Origin of the sequence: Streptomyces sp. NPDC046881 (assembly GCF_040645015.1) — a bacterium.
Lineage (GTDB): Bacteria > Actinomycetota > Actinomycetes > Streptomycetales > Streptomycetaceae > Streptomyces.
The window spans coordinates 35,305-52,117 of record NZ_JBEYXJ010000016.1; the positions used below are offsets into that span (position 1 = coordinate 35,305).

At 72.0% G+C, this 16,813-nt stretch carries 14 protein-coding genes; 3 read left to right on the forward strand and 11 right to left on the reverse strand.

The genetic code is table 11. The annotated features are described in order from the left end of the window. Nucleotides 1-632: 632 nt before the first annotated feature. The 6 genes from ABZ923_RS11040 to ABZ923_RS11065 form a co-directional block, all read right to left on the reverse strand. Nucleotides 633-2,483 carry a hypothetical protein gene (locus ABZ923_RS11040; protein WP_361469663.1) on the reverse strand — a complete coding sequence of 617 codons (1,851 nt, stop codon included), beginning with the start codon at nt 2,481-2,483 and terminating at the stop codon, nt 633-635. Nucleotides 2,484-2,811: 328 nt separating this feature from the next. Then, nucleotides 2,812-3,258 carry a hypothetical protein gene (locus ABZ923_RS11045; RefSeq protein WP_361469665.1) on the reverse strand — a complete coding sequence of 149 codons (447 nt, stop codon included), beginning with the start codon at nt 3,256-3,258 and terminating at the stop codon, nt 2,812-2,814. Nucleotides 3,259-3,723: 465 nt separating this feature from the next. Next, nucleotides 3,724-5,958, reverse strand: a complete 2,235-nt coding sequence (locus tag ABZ923_RS11050) for a transglycosylase domain-containing protein (RefSeq protein ID WP_361469668.1) — start codon at nt 5,956-5,958, stop codon at nt 3,724-3,726. Between the two features lie 20 nt (nt 5,959-5,978). Next, nucleotides 5,979-8,180 carry a bifunctional polysaccharide deacetylase/glycosyltransferase family 2 protein gene (locus ABZ923_RS11055; RefSeq protein ID WP_361469671.1) on the reverse strand — a complete coding sequence of 734 codons (2,202 nt, stop codon included), beginning with the start codon at nt 8,178-8,180 and terminating at the stop codon, nt 5,979-5,981. Nucleotides 8,181-8,194: 14 nt separating this feature from the next. Then, nucleotides 8,195-9,046, reverse strand: coding sequence for a hypothetical protein (locus ABZ923_RS11060; protein WP_361469674.1), 852 nt, complete (start codon nt 9,044-9,046; stop codon nt 8,195-8,197). A 136-nt stretch (nt 9,047-9,182) separates the two neighbouring features. Beyond that, on the reverse strand, nt 9,183-9,662 hold the full coding sequence (locus ABZ923_RS11065; RefSeq protein WP_361469677.1) for a DUF1877 family protein: 480 nt from the start codon (nt 9,660-9,662) through the stop codon (nt 9,183-9,185). A 446-nt stretch (nt 9,663-10,108) separates the two neighbouring features. Here ABZ923_RS11065 and ABZ923_RS11070 point away from each other — a divergent pair, with 446 nt between their 5' ends. Next, nucleotides 10,109-10,741 (forward strand): RNA polymerase sigma factor, encoded by a 633-nt coding sequence (locus ABZ923_RS11070; RefSeq protein WP_361469680.1) that lies wholly within the window; start codon nt 10,109-10,111, stop codon nt 10,739-10,741. Between the two features lie 199 nt (nt 10,742-10,940). Next, nucleotides 10,941-11,702, forward strand: a complete 762-nt coding sequence (locus ABZ923_RS11075) for a hypothetical protein (protein WP_361469683.1) — start codon at nt 10,941-10,943, stop codon at nt 11,700-11,702. A gap of 695 nt (nt 11,703-12,397) precedes the next feature. Here ABZ923_RS11075 and ABZ923_RS11080 read toward each other — a convergent pair. The 5 genes from ABZ923_RS11080 to sigJ form a co-directional block, all read right to left on the reverse strand. After that, nucleotides 12,398-12,826 (reverse strand): PRC-barrel domain-containing protein, encoded by a 429-nt coding sequence (locus ABZ923_RS11080; protein WP_361469686.1) that lies wholly within the window; start codon nt 12,824-12,826, stop codon nt 12,398-12,400. Between the two features lie 33 nt (nt 12,827-12,859). Then, entirely contained in the window at nt 12,860-13,426 is a 567-nt protein-coding gene (locus ABZ923_RS11085; RefSeq protein WP_361469689.1) for a PRC-barrel domain-containing protein, read from the reverse strand. Further along, nucleotides 13,423-13,569 carry a hypothetical protein gene (locus ABZ923_RS11090; protein ID WP_361469692.1) on the reverse strand — a complete coding sequence of 49 codons (147 nt, stop codon included), beginning with the start codon at nt 13,567-13,569 and terminating at the stop codon, nt 13,423-13,425. Before ABZ923_RS11090 ends, ABZ923_RS11085 begins: the two co-directional genes overlap by 4 nt. A gap of 196 nt (nt 13,570-13,765) precedes the next feature. Further along, on the reverse strand, nt 13,766-14,401 hold the full coding sequence (locus ABZ923_RS11095) for an SUKH-4 family immunity protein (protein WP_361469695.1): 636 nt from the start codon (nt 14,399-14,401) through the stop codon (nt 13,766-13,768). A 144-nt stretch (nt 14,402-14,545) separates the two neighbouring features. After that, nucleotides 14,546-15,499 carry an RNA polymerase sigma factor SigJ gene (gene sigJ, locus ABZ923_RS11100; RefSeq protein WP_361469698.1) on the reverse strand — a complete coding sequence of 318 codons (954 nt, stop codon included), beginning with the start codon at nt 15,497-15,499 and terminating at the stop codon, nt 14,546-14,548. Between the two features lie 150 nt (nt 15,500-15,649). On the opposite strand from sigJ, the gene ABZ923_RS11105 reads away from it, so the two are divergent. Further along, complete coding sequence (locus ABZ923_RS11105; RefSeq protein WP_361469701.1) at nt 15,650-16,768, forward strand: LUD domain-containing protein; 1,119 nt, start codon at nt 15,650-15,652, stop codon at nt 16,766-16,768. Nucleotides 16,769-16,813 lie beyond the last annotated feature (45 nt).

Here is a 16,813-nt window from a genome sequence, read left to right on the forward strand (position 1 = left end):
AGGGGGTGTCCGTGATGACGCGCCGCGACCCCGCACCGTCGACCGGCGTCGCCGGGCGCTGACCCGACTCGGCTTCACCTGCCACGACGCGCACCCGGTCGCGCCGAGCTGGGATGCGCGGGCGGACGACGGCACGCTCGGCTGGTGAAAGCTTTCGAGATCGACGCCAGGTGAGTCGTCGTCCGTGGGTTGGAACACCGATGGATGTGGCACCCGGCTGGTGGCGGGCCGGACACGCGAACGGCGTCCCGCGGGCCACGACGGTTCGGCAATGAGCCGCAACGCCCTACGAGACCGGTACGGCCCGCTGCCTCGGTTGTCGCCGCGAGACTGCCCGGCGACCACCGGGGTCCGCCCCGGGCCGTACCCGGCACCGCTGCACAGGTGCGACCGCGCACGGACGCACGCCTCCGTCGCCAGGAACCGCGCACCCCGCACTGCGCCACCGAAGTCGGGAAGCGTGCGTCCGCCCACGCCCACACGGGAGGGGGTGCGCGGCCGGCGCTGGCAGGTCATCTCATGTTCCGGGGTGGTGTAGAGGACTCGCTCCGGTCCTCGCCCCCGACGTAGTACCGGGGTCCGTAGAGCAACGAACCCCCAGGCTGCTCCAGGACCGCTTGCCTGAGGTGTTGTCATCCGGGCTGTGTGTGGGTCTGGGTGGGGCAGGCGGTTGGGCTGGTTGTTGTTGGGCGTGTGGGGACGGGGGTGAGGGGGGTGCAGACGGGGGTGGCGGCGCCGATGAGTTCTACCAGGCCGGTGCCGCCGGTGGGTGGGACGAGCTTGGACCAGTTGTTGGCCAGCCAGACGTTGCCGGACTGGTCGAGCTGGATGGCGGTGAGGTGCTGGATGGAGTTGCTGCGATAGCCGTGGGGCGGCGTCAGCAGGGAGCCGGTGGCGGAACCGGGCGGGCAGGCGCTGGTGTTGACGCCGCACAGGACCGAGACGGAGGGGGCGCCGAAGCCGGCGACCCAGACGCGGTCGGATCCGTCGACGGCCACGGACCAGGGCGCGATGGTCGTGGGCAGCTTGTAGACGCCTGCGACCTTTCCGCTCGGTCCGATCTCGGTGATCGAGTTGCTGACGAAGCTGGGCACCCAGACGTTGTTCCTCGAGTCGACGGCGAGCGCGAGGGGCCAGTCCAGTGACGCGTCCTTGATGGGGGAGAACGAGGTCGGCTTGAAGTCGGGGCCGATCACGGTGACGCTCCCGCCCACGTGGCCCTTGGGTACGCGGGTGTCCAGGACTTTCGCACCGTTGAGCCGTGCGTTGCTGACCCAGGCCCGGCCGTAGCCGTCGATCTGGAGGGAGAACGGATGGTCGAGGCCGCCGCCCGTGATGGTGATCGCCTTCGAGGGGTCCCCGTGGGGATAGACGATCACGCTTCCTTTGCCGCGATTGCCTTTGAGGCCGTAGAAGTTGGCGATCCAGACGTTGCCCTTCTGGTCGACCGCGGTGCCCTGGGGGTGGTTCAGGTCGCCGTTCTTGAATCCGGTGTCGGGCGACAGCGGTTTTCCGGCCGGCGAGTACTTCGACATGGCATTGCCGGCGTAGCTGGGCACCCATACGGCGCCGGCGTGGTCGATGGCGATGCCCCAGGCGCCGGCCTTCATGCCGCCGCCGCTGATGGGGCTGTTCAGGGTGGGGTTGCCCACCGGGTCCTGCACGGTGACGTAAGGGCTGGGGTTCCGCGTTCCGGGCAGCCAGTTGTTGGAGGCCCACACGTTGCCCTTGGCGTCTACGGCCATGCGGCCGGGGGCGTAGACCTGGGGCGCCGTGAAGTGCAGGGCCAGGACCCAGGCTTCGGGCGCCGCGGAGAGCGTGGGGGTGTAGGTGTGCGCCCGGCCGGCCAGGTCGTACAGCCTGCCGGTGGCCAGTCTCGGGTTGCGGGCGAGGTTGAGCACGGCCTGTGCCGTGTCACCGGGAGTGCTCCCGCGCTGCGGTGTCGCCAGGCGCAGCGCGTCCTGGCACCGCCCGGTGTCCGCTCCCGGCGCACAGAGGGAGACGAGGTTGGCCAGGGTGCCGAGTGTGGCCAGGGTGTCGTTCTTCGTGCCGTTGTTGTGGTCCGTGACGACCTTGCCGGGCTTGCCCGTGACCGGATCGGCGAGGTTGTAGGACGTGGCGGCGGCGTTCTCCAGGCCGGGGCTCGGTCCGCTGATGCCGCGCGGGCCGGCGAACTGGGCCAGCGCGTAGGTGGCGGCGACGGTGGTGAACTCGTTGACCGTCACAGCGGATTCGGAGCGCTGCTGCACACCGCCGCCGGGGCCGACTCCCACGACGGAGCGCAGACGCAACGACCGGTCACCGGACGGTACGGCTTCGACGTACTGCACCGAACCGGTGCGCCGGCCGGGCCGGATCAGGAACGTTCCGTGGGAGTCGGTGGTGGCGTGTCCCAGCACACGCGTGCCGTGCCGGTCTCCGGCGAAGAGCGTGACGTCGGCGTGGGCCAGCGGCTTGCCGGCGCTGGTGGCCGTGCCCCGCAACGGGGCCGGCGTCCCGTGCGGCGGGGTCGCGGGGAGCGCCGTCAGGGTCAGTGCCAGGGTGGCCGATGCGGCGAGAGCGGTGCCCGGCAGGTGTCGGCTGGGCCTGGTCTTCCCAACACCGCGCAGAGCGCGCCGTGCTGGTCTACGGGGGTGCATGGCCGGGGGAAACAAGGTGGGGGCCTTTCCTCGTGTCGGCTCGTCGCTGAACGTGCGCTCGCGGGAGGGGACCGACCCGTCGACCGGATGTCACGATGTCCCGGAAAGACCGCTCACGACAGCGGCCGCGTCACGGTCGTGATCGGAGCGCCACGGTTCCGCGCGACCGGTTCTAGCCGTTGCCGCTGTTCGGATCGCGCAGCGTGAACCATCCGATCCGGCGGTTGCCCAGCCAGATCAGACCCAGGTACAGGTGCGGGTCGACCTGACGCAGCTCATCGCGCACGCTCCCGCACACCAGTGACGTGTGGGAGTAGTCGATGACGATGCACTCCCGGTCGTCCAGACGGCTGGGGCCCGGCCCGACCATGGCGACGATGGACAGCACGTCCAGCGGGGAGAGCCGGTTGCTGAGGTAACCGTCGGGGCTGAAGACCTTGCCCCGCCACCAGAACAGATGCACCAGGCGGGCGAGCACCCGTGCCCCCGAACGCCCCGCCCCCGGCAGGATGGCCAGCCCCTCCATCGGGCCTTTGGGGATCTCACCCGCCGGAATCTTGCGAAACAACTCCTCAAGCTGCTCGTTGTCGGTCCTGAGCAACTCGGTGTCGGTAGGCATCGCGAACCTCCTTCTGGCCGTCGCCCATGCTCCGCCTCCACCATTCCGGGACACGGTCCGACAGGGAGGCGGGAATGCCGTTTGCACAGGCCCAGGGGGTCCGCGCTGTCCCCTCACGGCCCGGCAACCGCCCCGGCCACGAACTGGTTCGGCAGCAGCCGGTCCTTCAGCCGTCCCCGTTACCGTTTCCATGGGCGCAAGCACTCAGCGCGGGGAGCCCATGCAAGAAGGGGCGATTACACACGAAGGTGACCAGTCCAGCCCGGTGATCTTTTGTGGCTTTCCATCAGGCGCTTCCTCCATCGTGAACCCCGTCGACGCGGCTTGCCACCGCTGACGAGCGGCCGCGGTGTCGTGCGGGGCTCGGCTGAGACATGGTCCAGTCCAGTTCTGCGGGCCGTCTGTGGATGTCCTCGCCATCGGGCTCCGCGGTGCCGGTGAAGACCCGCGGTCGCCGGCATGCGGTCACCGGCACCTGTGGCCCCGGCACTTGGTGCGGGGCGTGGGTGCGCCGGGTGCGGGGGTGGCGGTCGTCCTCTTGTCGATCTTGCCTGGCCGCTTGTCGGGTGTCGCCGAGGGTGAGGGGGAGGGGGAGGGGGACGGAGCACCGGGCTGGTCGGTGCCGTGGCCGAGGGGGGCGGGTGCCGGGAAGGGGGCGATGGGCAGGGAGGCGAGGGCGTCGCGCATGTAGCGGGTCCAGATCTCGGTGGGGATGTCGCCGCCGAACACCTTCCGCAGGCCGCCGACGCCTGCCATGGACTGCAGCTCGGGGTGTTTCGGGTCCTCCCGGAAGAGGAGGACGGAGGTGGAGAGCTGCGGGGTGTAGCCGATGAACCAGGCCGAGCGGTAGTCGTCGGTGGTTCCCGTCTTGCCCGCGGCGGGCCGGCCGAGGGCCTGGGCCTTGGTGCCGGTACCCCGCTCCGTGACGCCGCGCAGTACGTCGGTCACGTTGTCGGCGACCGCCGTCGGCAGGGCGCGTACGGGGGCGGGGGCGGTGAAGCCCGGCAGCGTCGAGCCGTTGTGGGTCACCTTGGTCACCGAGTACGGACTGGCCTGCAGACCGGAGGCGGCGAAGGTGGCGTAGACGCCTGCCATACGGATGGCGCTCGGTGTCGAGGTGCCGATGTAGAAGCCGGCGCTGGGGGCGGCCAGGCTGCCGGGGCGCAGGCCCAGGGCCTGCGCCGTGTTCGCCACGTTCCGGTACCCGATGTCCTCTCCCAGTTGCACGTACGGCGTGTTGACGGACTGCTCCATCGCCTTGCGCAGGGAGATGTACCCCCAGCGCTGCGTGGTGTCGTTGCGCTGGTGGAGGAGGCCGGTGGGGTCCTTGTCGTCCGTGACGTAGTCGCCCTGCTGGTCCTTGATTTTGATGCCGTCGTCACCGTTGAACTTGCTGGCCGGGGTGATCGGTGCCGGGGGCTCGCCGGGTTGCAGTACGGCCCCGTGCCGGAGCGCGGCGGCGAGGACGACGGGTTTGAAGGTCGAGCCCACCGGGACGCCCGAGGTGTCGGCGTTGTCCGAGTAGTGGGCCCGGTCGAAGCCGGGACCGCCGTAGACGGCCAGGATCCTGCCGGTCCCGGGCTCCACCGAGGCGGCTCCGACCTGGACGTTCCGGTCGACGGGCCGGTGGGCGGGGTCGAGGCGGCGCTTGCGGACCGCCTCGACGGCGCGGGCCAGTTCCGTCGTCCTCTTCCTGTCGAAGGTGGTGTGGATCTGGTACCCGCCCCGGCTCAGGCTGCTGTCGGTGATGGTGCGGTCGTGCGTCTGGGCGTACGACCTGGCCAGTTGGACCAGGTAGCCGGTCTGGCCGGTGAGCCCCGAGCCGGGCGTCCACTTCCTGGGTGCCGGGAAGCCCGCGGCCGTGTACCGGGCGCGCTGCTGCGGGGTCAGTATGCCGGTCTTCACCATCCGGTCCAGCACCCAGGACCAGCGTGCCTCCGCCCGGCTCCTGGCCGTGGGGTCGGAGTCGGCGTACTGGAAGAGGCTCGGCTCGTTGACCGCGGCGGCGAGGAAGGCTCCCTGGCCGGCATCGAGCTTCTCCACCGGCAGGCCGTAGTACATGCGGGCGGCGGCCTGGACGCCGTTGGCCTGGCGGCCGAAGTAGCAGGTGTTCAGATAGCCCTGGAGGATCTCCTGCTTGCTCATGGATGCGCCGATCTTGGATGAGATCAGCAGTTCCTTGAACTTGCGGGAGAGGGTCTGGGACTGGTCGAGGTAGGTGTTCTTGACGAACTGCTGGGTGATCGTCGAGCCGGACTGGACGGAGTCGCCCCGGGCCATGTGGACGACGGCGCGCAGGATGCCCTGCGGGTCGACGCCCGGGTCGGTGTAGAAGGAGGCGTTCTCCGCGGCGATGAAGGCTCCCTGCACGTCCTTGGGTACCTGCGCCAGGCTGACGTTCTGGCGGTTGACGCTGCCGTCGGTCGCCAGGACCGTGCCGTCCGACCAGTAGTAGACGTTGTTCTGCAACAGCGTCGTGGGGTTCGGGTCGGGGATGGTGACCGTGGCGTAGGCGTAGCCGACGGCGGCTGTCGTGCCGCCGAGGAAGAGCAGGAGGAGTGCCAGCAGCTGGCGGATGGACGGCAGCCAGCGGCGCGGACCGGTCCGGCCCCGGCGCGGGTAGTCGATCCAACGTTTCTGCTGGGTCGCCCGCCTCCCTCGGCCGGAACGCTGCGGCGGTCGGCGCCGGTGTCCGCTCATGTCTTCGGATCCCTGTCCTCTCAGTACCACTGCGTGGTGTCGTGCGGGGCCGGCTGCTGAAGGGGGGCGGAACCCGCGGGCGCGCGCAGGCTGCCGTACCGCTCCATGCGCTGCCACCGCAGCCGGGCCCCCGAGACGGCGGTGAAGACGGACTGGATCACCACCAGGTACATCAGCTGCCGGTAGACGAACTGCTGGAGCGGCAGGCTCCACAGCGGGCCGGGCCGTTCCCCGTCCAGCCGGAACGCGTACAGGCCCATCAGGAGTTGCAGCAGCAGGAAGGCCAGCCACAGCCCGGTGATCCGCAGCGGGTCCAGGAAGAGCAGCCCGTAGAGGGCGAAGATGTCCACCACGGGTGCGAGCAGGGGCAGCAGCACCTGGAAGAGGAGCAGGTAGACGAGTCCCCTGCGGCCCAGTTTTCCGGCCGCACCGCGCTGCACCAGCGCGCCGCGATGCTTCCACATCGCCTGCAGGGTGCCGTAGCACCAGCGGTACCGCTGCCGCCACAGGGCGTTCAGCGACGCGGGGGCCTCGGTCCAGGCCACCGCGCCCTCCTCGTACACCACGCGCCAACCCGCGCGGCACAGCGCCATGGTGAGATCGGTGTCCTCGGCGAGGGTGACGTCGCTGACGCCGCCGAGGGCCAGCAGCGCCCGGCGGCGGAACGCGCCGACCGCCCCGGGCACGGTGGGCATGCATTCGGCGAGGTCGAACAGGCGGCGGTCGAGATTGAAGCCGACCACGTACTCGATGTGCTGCCAACGGCCCAGCAGCCCGCCGCGGTTGACGACCTTGGCGTTGCCCGAGACGGCGCCCACGCGGGCGTCGGCGAAGGGCTGCACGATCGTGCGGACCGTGTCGGGTTCGAAGACCGTGTCGCCGTCGACCATGACCACCAGGTCGAAGGTGGCCGCCGCGAGTCCGGCGTTGAGTGCCGCGGGCTTGCCCGAGTTCGACTGCCGGATCACCCGTACGGGCAGGTGGAGCGACTCCACGAGATCGGCGGTGCCGTCGGTCGAACCGTCGTCCACCACGATGATCTCCACCGGATGGTCCGAGGCGAGCAGCGAGCGTACGGCCGCCTCGATCCCGGCGCTCTCGTTGTACGCGGGGACGATGACGCTGACCGGTTCGGTCACCGGCGGGCCCCAGGACCGGCCCCGCCTCCTCGTCCGCAGTCTGCGGTGCCGGCGGGCCGCGATCAGCAGGACCGCCGCGCGCAGCGTGCTGATCGCCCCGGCCGCGTACATCAGTACGCCCAGCAGCGTTACGACCCAGTCGCCGGCCTGCAGCACGCTGACGAAGGCCATCCCCTGCAGACGGTCGGCCGGACCGGCCGGCTGGACGGGCTCGGCCATGCCGACCGCGGTACCGACCGTCGCAAACCGGAAGCCCTGTGCCTTGAGCCGTGGGACCAGGGCGCCCAGCGCGGCGACGGTCTGCGAGCGGTCACCGCCGCCGTCGTGCATCAGCACGATCTGCCCGGCGTGGCCGCGCGGTGTCGCACGGGCGAGGATGCGGTCCGTACCGGGACGCCGCCAGTCCTCGGCGTCCCGAGTGGACAGGACGGTGACATAGCCCGCCGCGTCGGCCTGCTCGAGGACGGACCAGTCGGAGTCGTCCAGTGCGGCGCTCCCGGACGAGTACGGCGGCCTGAGCAACGCGCTGGTGACCCCCGCGGTGCCGGCCAACGCCAGCTGCGTCTCGCGCAGCTCCAGGGCACGCTGCCACGGGGCGAGGTGGGACAGGTCGGGATGGGTGAAGGTGTGGATGCCGATCTGGTGGCCTTCGGCGACGATCCGGCGGACCAGCTCCGGGTGGGCCACGGCCTGTGTGCCGACGACGAAGAAGGTCGCGTGCACGTGGTTGCGGCGCAGCACGTCCAGGATGCGCGGCGTCCAGACGGGGTCGGGGCCGTCATCGAAGGTCAGTGCGAGAGTGCGGTCTTTCACCCGGGCGGTGTGCGGGGACGTGGCGGCGTTCGCGATCACGGGACCGCCGTGGGTCACCTCGCTGGGCACCGCCTCGCTCCGGCCTCGGGCGCCGGACACCGCGTCCGAGGTGATTCCGAACATGTGGTGGGTGTAGCCCTGCAGCAGGAGGGCCGACGACAGGGTCACCGCGAGCACGCTCAGCAGCAGCCAGTGGGTCCGGGGAGTGGTGGTGGTCCCGCGGGGGCGGCCATGGCGGCGAGCAGGAGGTTTGCGGCGGCGTTCGGACACGTCGGGAACCTGGTTCACTTCACGGGCTTGTGGGACGCGCCGACCGCGTGTCCGCGGGTGCCGTGGATGGCGGTCGGTGCCGGGGCGGGACTTCCGGCGGGCGCGACGGTGGTCGGGGACGAGGCCGCGGAGGCGGTGGGGGCGGCCGACCGGTCAGCGGGGCTGGTACCGGTGGTCCTCCGCGCCGCGGGGCCGGAGACCTTGTCCGCTGCGGTGGGGCTCGCGCTCACTGCGGAGTGTCCGGTGCCGGGCGAGGAGTCGGAGGCGGTCGCCCTCGGCGGGGCCGGGCCCGTGGAGTCCGCCCGCGGGACGAACGGAGAGCTGATGCTGGGACCGCCCAGCACCGTGCCGATCAGCACGGTGACGTAGACGCCCGCGGGGATCATCAGCAGCCGGGCGGCGCGGAGCACACGGCGCTGGCGCCGGCCCGAGGGATCGACGAAGACGGCCCGCACCGGCCCGCTCTCCCCTGTCCGCGTGCCTGGTCCGGGAGGGCCGGGTGTGTCCGGCTCCGGAAGCGGCACGGTGAGCACGTCCCCGTGGGGGGAGTCATACGGCAGGTCCCAGGGGGACGCGGCGGGACTCGACCCGGCCGCGTGGAGAGGCATACCGGGGCGGCGGGGATACGTGGCGTCGAGGGGGTCCGCGGCGAGGAGGGGGTCCGCGGAAATTCGGGGGCCGGGCGCCATGGCCGGGGTGTGGGCCGCGGGATGCGTCCACTCCGCGAAGTGCACCAGGTCTCCGGTCGGCGTGGCCGTGCCGGTCGTAGGGCCGCTGCCGTACTCGTGGCCGTAGGCATGCGCGTACCCGGCGCCGCCATACGGGTCCTCGCCGTACGTCTCGCCTCTTCCGTCCGTCCACTGCACGAGCCGTGTCCCCTGTCCTGGCCGACCGACGTGGTCGTCCCCATGGAAAGAGCGCTCGTGGCCGGAAGTGTTACACCTGAGCCTCGTGGGACCGGCGGGGCACGCGGGCGAGGGGCGGCTCCCCGTGCTCCGTGCCTCAGGCGGCCAACGCCTTCACCACGGCGTCCCCGGAGGCGGCCGTCTGTGCGTAGAACGCCCGCAGCTCCTGGTGTACCGCAGCGAACGCACCCCGTGTCTCGGGTTCCGCGGCCGGACCGCCGTGGCGTGACAGCAGCTCGTCACGGGCGCACGCCCACAGGGCGCAGAAGTCGGCCGTCGTCAGGAACTCGGCCACCCCCCGCGCCTGGGCCGCCGTCAGCACCAGGAACGGCGGCTTGTGGCGATCGGGCCGGAACAGGGGCCGGCCGCCGAGCACCACCTGGCTCCGGGGCCGGTCCCCGGCTCGCTGCGCGGGAGTACCGGCGTAGATGCGTTCCTGGTCGAGGTAGTGCTTGTCCAGCACCTCCTCCCGGTGCCGGAAGGCGTCCGCCTCGTCCCCGAACAGCCGCTCGAGCCAGGTCGCGCTGTTGCGCAGTGCCGGAGGCGGCACCGCCAGCAGGCGGAGATTCGTACTCATGCCAGAGGGAGCGCACGAGAAGGCCGAAGCATCACAGGTCCGACGGAACCGTTCCTCACCCGAGCGACCGCCGCCGGTCCGACCGGTTCGGGGGTGACCGGAATCCCGGGCAGTGGCCGGGATTCCGGTCACCCCGTCCCTCTCCGTGCCGTTCACGGGGGGAGTGGCGACGGCACGGAGAGAGATCCGGGGGTGGGTCACGGCGCCGACGGGCGGTCGCCTCGTGCGGTGCAACACCGCGACCCGTACCAGCCAGCGCACGGACGGCGTGAAACGTCACCCGGCCGGAACGCGTACCGGTCTCGGCGCCGACTACGTGAGGGATCACTGGTGCGCTGTGACACTTCTGTGAGGACGGACGCTGATCACCGTGGGGGCCGTCGCTGCGACCGAAGCGCGGCGGACAGCACGGACTCGCTGTGAATCAGGTACGAACGAGGACAGTCTTGGGCCAGGTACGGCAACCCCGGCGCGTACAGGCGTACGACGGGGAATTGGGCGCGGCCGTCGCGCGGGCCCAGGGCGGCGACGAGACGGCTTTCGCGGTCGCCTACCGGATCGTGCAGCCGGGTCTGCTCGGCTACCTGCGCGGGCTCGTCGGCGAGGACGCGGAGGACGTGGCCTCCGACGCCTGGCTGGAGATAGCCCGTGACCTCGGGCGTTTCCAGGGGGACGGGGCCGGGTTCCGCGGCTGGACCGCGACCATCGCCCGGCACCGGGCACTGGACCACGTGCGTCGCCAGCGCGTGCGTCCCCGGGCCGGCGGGACCGAACAGGACCTACTGCACCTGCCCAGCCCCCACGACACCCATGACCAGGTCCTGGAGTCCCTCTCCACCGAGCGGGCCCTGGAACTGGTCCGCGGGCTGCCGCAGGACCAGGCCGAGGCCGTGCTCCTGCGGGTCGTCATCGGCCTGGACGGTCCCGCCGCCGCACGCGTCCTCGGCAAACGCCCGGGAGCGGTACGTACTGCCGCCCACCGCGGCCTGAAACGCCTGGCCAGGCAGCTGGGCATCAGCGGTGAGTCGGGCGAGGGTGTGACGGATGTGGCCCCCAGAGCGCTGGGGGAGTCGAAATGAACGGCAACGGCGACATTGGGCGGGCGGAAAGGCATCAGACGCAGAACGCCGACCGAACCAGGACTGTCGGACAAGAACGGAATCGGACATGGGTGAACGGCTGAGCGGCAACGGGGTTCGGGGCCGCAGACGTGTGCACCCTGGCGACGACGCCGGGTCCGGACCGTGGGTCGCGCCTGACACCGCCCCCCTGGAAACGGTGCTGGCCTCCGTCATACGCGACGGCGGCCTCGACCCCGAGGCCGAGCAGCGAGCCCTGGCCGCCTTCCGGGACACCTACGCCGCGGGCGTACCCGCCGCGCCTACCCGGCGCCGGGACGACTGGCGTCCGGCCGCGCAACGGCGTGCCCGCCGGTCTGTCAACATGACGTTCGGCGCGGTCTTCGCCAGCCTCGCCCTGGGCGGAGTCGCGGTCGCGGCCATCGGTTCCGCCGGCTCGTCCACGGAGGATGACGGTGTCGGCCGGCCGAGCGCGCGCCCGTCGGCGGTGGCACCGGACCATCCCGGCGGAAGGGCTTCGTCAACGCCGTCCACCGGCCCCGGCGCGACGGACCGTCCGGCCCCCGCCCAGGACACCGAAGCCCACTGCCGCGCCTACGAACAGCTCGAGGACCGCGGCAAGGCGCTCGATGCGACTGCCTGGCGGCGACTCGTCGCAGCCGCCGGCGGGAAGGACAAGGTCACCGCGTACTGCTCGGAGCAACTGGCGCGGGCCACGGCCAAGCCGAGCAGGTCCGTCGGCGCGGACGAGTCCGGCAACGGCGGCGCGGTCGGCGGCAACGGCACGACGGGGAATGCCGGTGCCTCGGACAACGACAGATCCGGCAACGGCTCCGGTGGCACGGACAACGCGGGGGACGGCCAGGTGGGCGGCGGCGGAAGCGCGGGAGGCGACGGAAGCGGCCGGAGCAGCGGGAGCGGGAACGGCGGGAGCGGCGGAAGCGGCGGGAAACGCGAGTAGCTCCCGCTCCCTGGACCGCCGGGGCCGGGCGCCGTTCGCGGCCGGGGGCCCGTAGTGGCGTTCGCGGGACTGGGGAGAGCGGTGGGCCGAGGCAGTGGCCGGGGGTCCGTGTGGCGCCCGTCGCCTGATCCCGCCTGGGAAGAGTAAAGCCTTCCCGTACGGCCGCCTCAGTGAAGATGAGGGGGGTGGGGTCCACGGCCTGCAACACAGTCCCGAGGTGGCTCCCGGGGACCTTTGTGCCCACCCCCCTTGACCGCGGACCTCGAAGGTTCTCTGACCGGTCTCTCTCCACCAGGCAACCTAGCGGGCGGCACTGACAACGGTCCGGTGCCAGGAGGACACGAGGACTGACCGTGGGCTCCTCGGGCGGACCACCGGACAACGGCCCGGACGACCTCCTGGTCCTCGGCCAGCCGGTCGGCACCCCGGCGCAGCCCGTCCACCAGTCGATCACCCAGACGGTGGGCCCCGCGGGGGCACGGGCGTCTTCGGGTACGCGGACCTCGGCTACGGCTCCGCCGCGAACACCTGGGTCCTCCCCTTCCGCACCACGAACGGCCGCGTGCTCGGCCCCACCTGCCGGCTGGACACGAGCCTGGCCGACAAGGCGTTCCTGTGCCCGCCGGGCACCCCGACCGGGCCGGGAACCAGCCGGCCCGGCGGATCCGCGGCGGCTCGATGAGCCGCGGCTGTTCTCAGGCGGGTTCGGCGCGTACCACCGCGGCATAGGAGCCGAGGCCCATCAGGCGTGTGCCGGTGATCTCGCCGAGGGCCGTGTAGAGGGTGAGGATGCGACCGGACACGGGGTCGAAGGCGACGTCCCTGACCGTTCCGTGCTCGACGCCGTGCTCGGTCAGGACCCGGCTCCCGAGGATCCGGTGATGGGCGGGGACCCGGTCGTGCCCCTGCTCGGCCGTGACGCGGGAGCGGACGATCACGGCGTCCGAGCCCACCGTGTCCACGGCGGTCCATGCCAGCGCTTCGGCGCGGTCGGTCGCTCCGGACAGCCGTACCGCGGCCACCGTGGCGTTGTCCGCGTCGACGGTCAGGTCGGCCACCTTGCCCACGGTGGTCGCGTCGTCGGCTGTGACGACCGGCAGGCCGAAGGCCTGGGAGAAGAGCATCGCGGGTCCTCCTTCGTCGGCGGGGCGGCGCGGTCAGCGGTGCCGCATGTGAGTGAGGAAGGCTTCGACCTGGGCGGCGAAGCTGGGCAGGTCGTCGGCGACGAAGCGCTGTGCCTGCGCGGGCACGACGAGGGCCTGCCCGGAGACGGCCAGTGACTGGCCGCGCGGCACGAACACCCTGCGGTGCTGCGGGTCGAGGTTGTCGTTGGCGGCGACCTCGAAGCCGACCACCCGGCCGCTCGTCCCCGTCTCGATCACCACGTCCGCCACGGTGCCGATGTCGGTGCCCTCCTCGGTGAGGACCGGAGCGCCCAGGACCCGGCCGCGATCGGCTTCGCCGCGTCCGACGACGGCGTCCCGGTCCTCGAAGAGAGCCTGGCTGACGATCATCACCGCCGACGGCCCGACCGCGTGCACCCGGGAGAAGGGAAGGCTCTGTTTCAGCGGCCCGGCCAGCAGGCCGCGCCCGCTCAGGGTGAAACCGGTGATCCGGCCCGCCGGGCCGTCGAAGACGACGTCCTTGATCTGCGCCACCGCCTCCCCGCCGAGGGTCACCACCACGCGTCCGGACAGTTCGGAGGCGAGTACGAGGGAGTTCACCGATCGCCTCCCCGGCCGGCGCGCCCGCGGTTGACCGCGATCACCGTCCCCGACCGGCGTCGCGCCTGAACGAGGACCATCGCCCCGGCGAGCAATGCCACCGCCGCGACGAGGGCGACCAGCCAGACCCACCACATCGTCATCCACCTCCCTGCCGTCGGTCACCCGTCGTGACCGGAGATGCGCTCAGCGACCTCTCCGTGGTCTCCGGTTGCCCTCTGTACCGGCGGACACGCCTGTCTTTCCGGGCGCGATGCCGCGGCAACTCCCGTTCGACGAGGCGGAGGTGCGGCCGTGCTGCACCGGTGCCGGCCCGGTCCGCGGGAAGGCGGCCGGCGGTCAGCCGTAGAGCGAACGGGCCCCCGGGCTGTCGCCCCTGAAGCGCTGGCCCGCGGCGATCTCCTCGCCGACCACCGACCAGACGGTCTCGTCGTCCTGGAAGGGGAGCGGGTCGATGCCGCTCGTCTCCTGACGGATGCGCTCGGTCTCGCGCTCCAGGCGTTCGAAGTCGGCTTCCTCGTCGGCTTCGTCGCCGCTGAAGGTGAACTCCTCGAGCAGGCGCTGGAACCGGAGGGTGACCTGGACGAGGGAGGAGACGTCCGTGTGGAGTTCCCGTACGGTCCCCTCGTCGGCGTCGACGGCGTACACCGTGCCGGACCCGGGATCGAGGGCGAGGTGGGCGTTGAGCAGCCAGCCGATGACGGGCCACCCGCCGGCGTCCGCCGCGGCGGCCTCGAAGCCCTCGAAGTCCCCGAAGTCCTCGACGTCGACGACGTCCTGGACGAGGGGCAGCCGACCGGTGTCCTCGTCGGGCACACGCAGCCAGAGCGTCCCGGTGGGGACGCCGACGGTCTGCAGGAGGCGGGCGCCCCCGGTGTCCGCGACGGCGGGCGGGAAGGCGGTGGCGGGCAGGGTCGCGAGCCGGTCCTCGCCGAAGAGGGCGACGAGTTCGCTGCGGGTGACGTCGAAAAGCACGGCCGGGACTCCGGGTCTCAGGAGAGGTGGTACGTGACCACGGCGCGGGCGGGGACTCGCAAGAACAGCTCGGCGTGCCCGGAATCGCTCATGAAAGCCCCCTCGATCTGCTGTGCATGCGGCACGCGGAGCATATGCCGGTGATCAACCCAGGCCCCAGGGGCGGAGCTTGGCCGGGTTGCGTACGGCCCAGATGCGGGTGATCCGGTCGTCGTCGGCGACCTGGAAGGCGAACACCGTCTCGACCCGGCCCCCGGACTCGACCACCAGGCCCGGCAGCCCGTTGACCGTGCGTTCGAGGACCGTCCGGGGCGGCGCGAACCGGGCGATCCTCAGGTAGAGGTGGGCGATCCGTTCGGCGCCTTCGAGCGGCAGCAGGTGGGCGATGGCGCGGCCGCCGCCGTCGGAGACCGCGGTGGCGCCCGGGTCGAGCAGGGCGATCAGGGCGTCCATGTCCTGTGCCTCCCAGGCCGCCTTGAACCGCCGGACGACGCGCGCCTGCCGGACCGCGTCCGGGCTCGCCCCGGTCCGCTCGGCGGTGATGCGGCGGCGGGCCGAGGACGCCAGCTGCCGGCAGGCCGCCGGGCTGCGGCCGACGATCTCGGCCACCTCGGCGAAGGGGTAGCGGAAGACGTCGTGCAGCACGAACGCGACGCGTTCGGCCGGGGTCATCGACTCGAACACGACCAGGAAGGCCATGGTCACCGACTCGTCCAGGGTGATCCGGTCGGCCGGGTCGACGCCGGCGCCGCCCGCGGCCCCGGCGATCCACTCGGCCGGGTCGGGCAGCGGCTCCGGGATCCATTCACCGACGTACTGCTCCCGCCGGGCGCGCGCCGAGCCCAGCAGGTTCAGGCAGATGCGGCCGGCCACCCTGGTCAGCCAGGCGCCCGGGGACTCGATGGCCTCCTGCTCCGCCCGGGACATCGCGTACCAGCGGGTGTAGGTCTCCTGGACGACGTCCTCCGCGTCGGCCAGCGACCCGAGCAGCCGGTAGGCGAGATTGAGCAGCTGCCGCCGCTCGCTCATGATCGCGCTCAGGCCCGGGTCCGGCTGCTCGTCCGGCTGCCGCCGTGCCTGTTCCGACGGGGTGTTCATACGTCCTCCGGCTCCCTCGTTCTCGTTCCCTCCCCCTTACGACGGATCAGGGCGGCGGAATGTGAGGTCGGTGCTCGCCTCACATTCCGCGGGGCTGCGTTGTCGGACTGGTGAACAGGAGTACGCCATCCACAGGACGGGACGCCGAGCATGAACGACTTCCAGGAGATCGCCGACCGCGTCGAGATCGAGGCGCTGCGCACCGAGTTCACCGACGCGGTGATGATGCGCGACCGGGCCCGCCTCGCCGCGCTGTTCACCCCCGACGGTGTGCTGCGCATGCCCAACGTCCCGGTCGAGTTCACCGGACGGGAGGAGATCCGGACCGGAGGCGAACGCCTGCAGAGCCAGTGGGACTTCTTCGTGCAGAACAGCCACCCGGGCACGGTCCGGATCGACGGCGACACCGCCGCCGGGCGCACCTACATGCAGGAGATCGCCCGTCTGCTGGACGGCCGTTCGGGCCAGAACTTCGCCGTCTACCACGACACTTACCGCCGTACGGCCGAGGGATGGAGGTTCGCCGAGCGGGTCTACGAGGTGAGGTACGCCGACACCACCCCGCTGGCCGGTTCGGCACCCGGTCCCGACGCCCGGGCGCACGACGCGGGTGAGGCAGGGAGCGCCGGTGGTACGGACGCCTCGGCCACGCAGGTGGCCGGTGACTTCGCCGCGCCCGCGTCCGCCGACCGGCTGGACCGGACCGTCGCGGCGCTGCGGGCCAACGGCTTCACCGCCGAACTGCTCGACGACGCCGCGTCGGCCCGCGCCCGCGTCAGGGAACTGATCCCGGCGGGCGCGAGCGTGTTCACCGGGGCCAGCGAGACGCTTCGGCTCTCCGGGATCGCGGACGACATCGAGACGGACGACCGCTACGAGGCCGTCCGGCCGCGTGTGGTGACGATGGACCGCGCCACCGAGTCCGACCTGATCCGCCGGCTGGTGGCCACCCCCGACGTCTTCGTCGCCAGCGTCACGGCCGTCACCGAGACCGGCTCGCTCGTCATCGTCTCGGGCAGCGGCAGCCAGCTGCCCGCCTCCGCCGGCGGCGCCGGGAAGGCGATCTGGATCGTCGGGGCGCAGAAGGTGGTGCCCGACCTCGGCACCGCGCTGCGCCGGGTCGAGGAGCACGCCCTGCCGCTGGAATCCGCGCGCGCCCAGGTGGCCTACGGGCAGCCGAGCGCGGTCAACCGCCTGCTCGTCCTCAACGCCGAGCCGCAGCCCGGGCGGGGCACCGTCCTGCTGCTGCGCGAGGCCATCGGCTTCTGACATCGCGCGCGGTGGACAGGGGGAAGGACCAGGTCGGGGACCTGG

Bases quoted from the DNA above. Each gene is read 5' to 3' on its own strand.
- ABZ923_RS11050 (WP_361469668.1), bottom strand. From the start codon at position 5,958: ATGAGCGGACACCGGCGCCGACCGCCGCAGCGTTCCGGCCGAGGGAGG.
- ABZ923_RS11105 (WP_361469701.1), top strand. From the start codon at position 15,650: ATGAACGACTTCCAGGAGATCGCCGACCGCGTCGAGATCGAGGCGCTG.
- sigJ (WP_361469698.1), bottom strand. From the start codon at position 15,499: ATGAACACCCCGTCGGAACAGGCACGGCGGCAGCCGGACGAGCAGCCG.
- ABZ923_RS11080 (WP_361469686.1), bottom strand. From the start codon at position 12,826: ATGCTCTTCTCCCAGGCCTTCGGCCTGCCGGTCGTCACAGCCGACGAC.
- ABZ923_RS11065 (WP_361469677.1), bottom strand. From the start codon at position 9,662: ATGAGTACGAATCTCCGCCTGCTGGCGGTGCCGCCTCCGGCACTGCGC.
- ABZ923_RS11090 (WP_361469692.1), bottom strand. From the start codon at position 13,569: ATGACGATGTGGTGGGTCTGGCTGGTCGCCCTCGTCGCGGCGGTGGCA.
- ABZ923_RS11045 (WP_361469665.1), bottom strand. From the start codon at position 3,258: ATGCCTACCGACACCGAGTTGCTCAGGACCGACAACGAGCAGCTTGAG.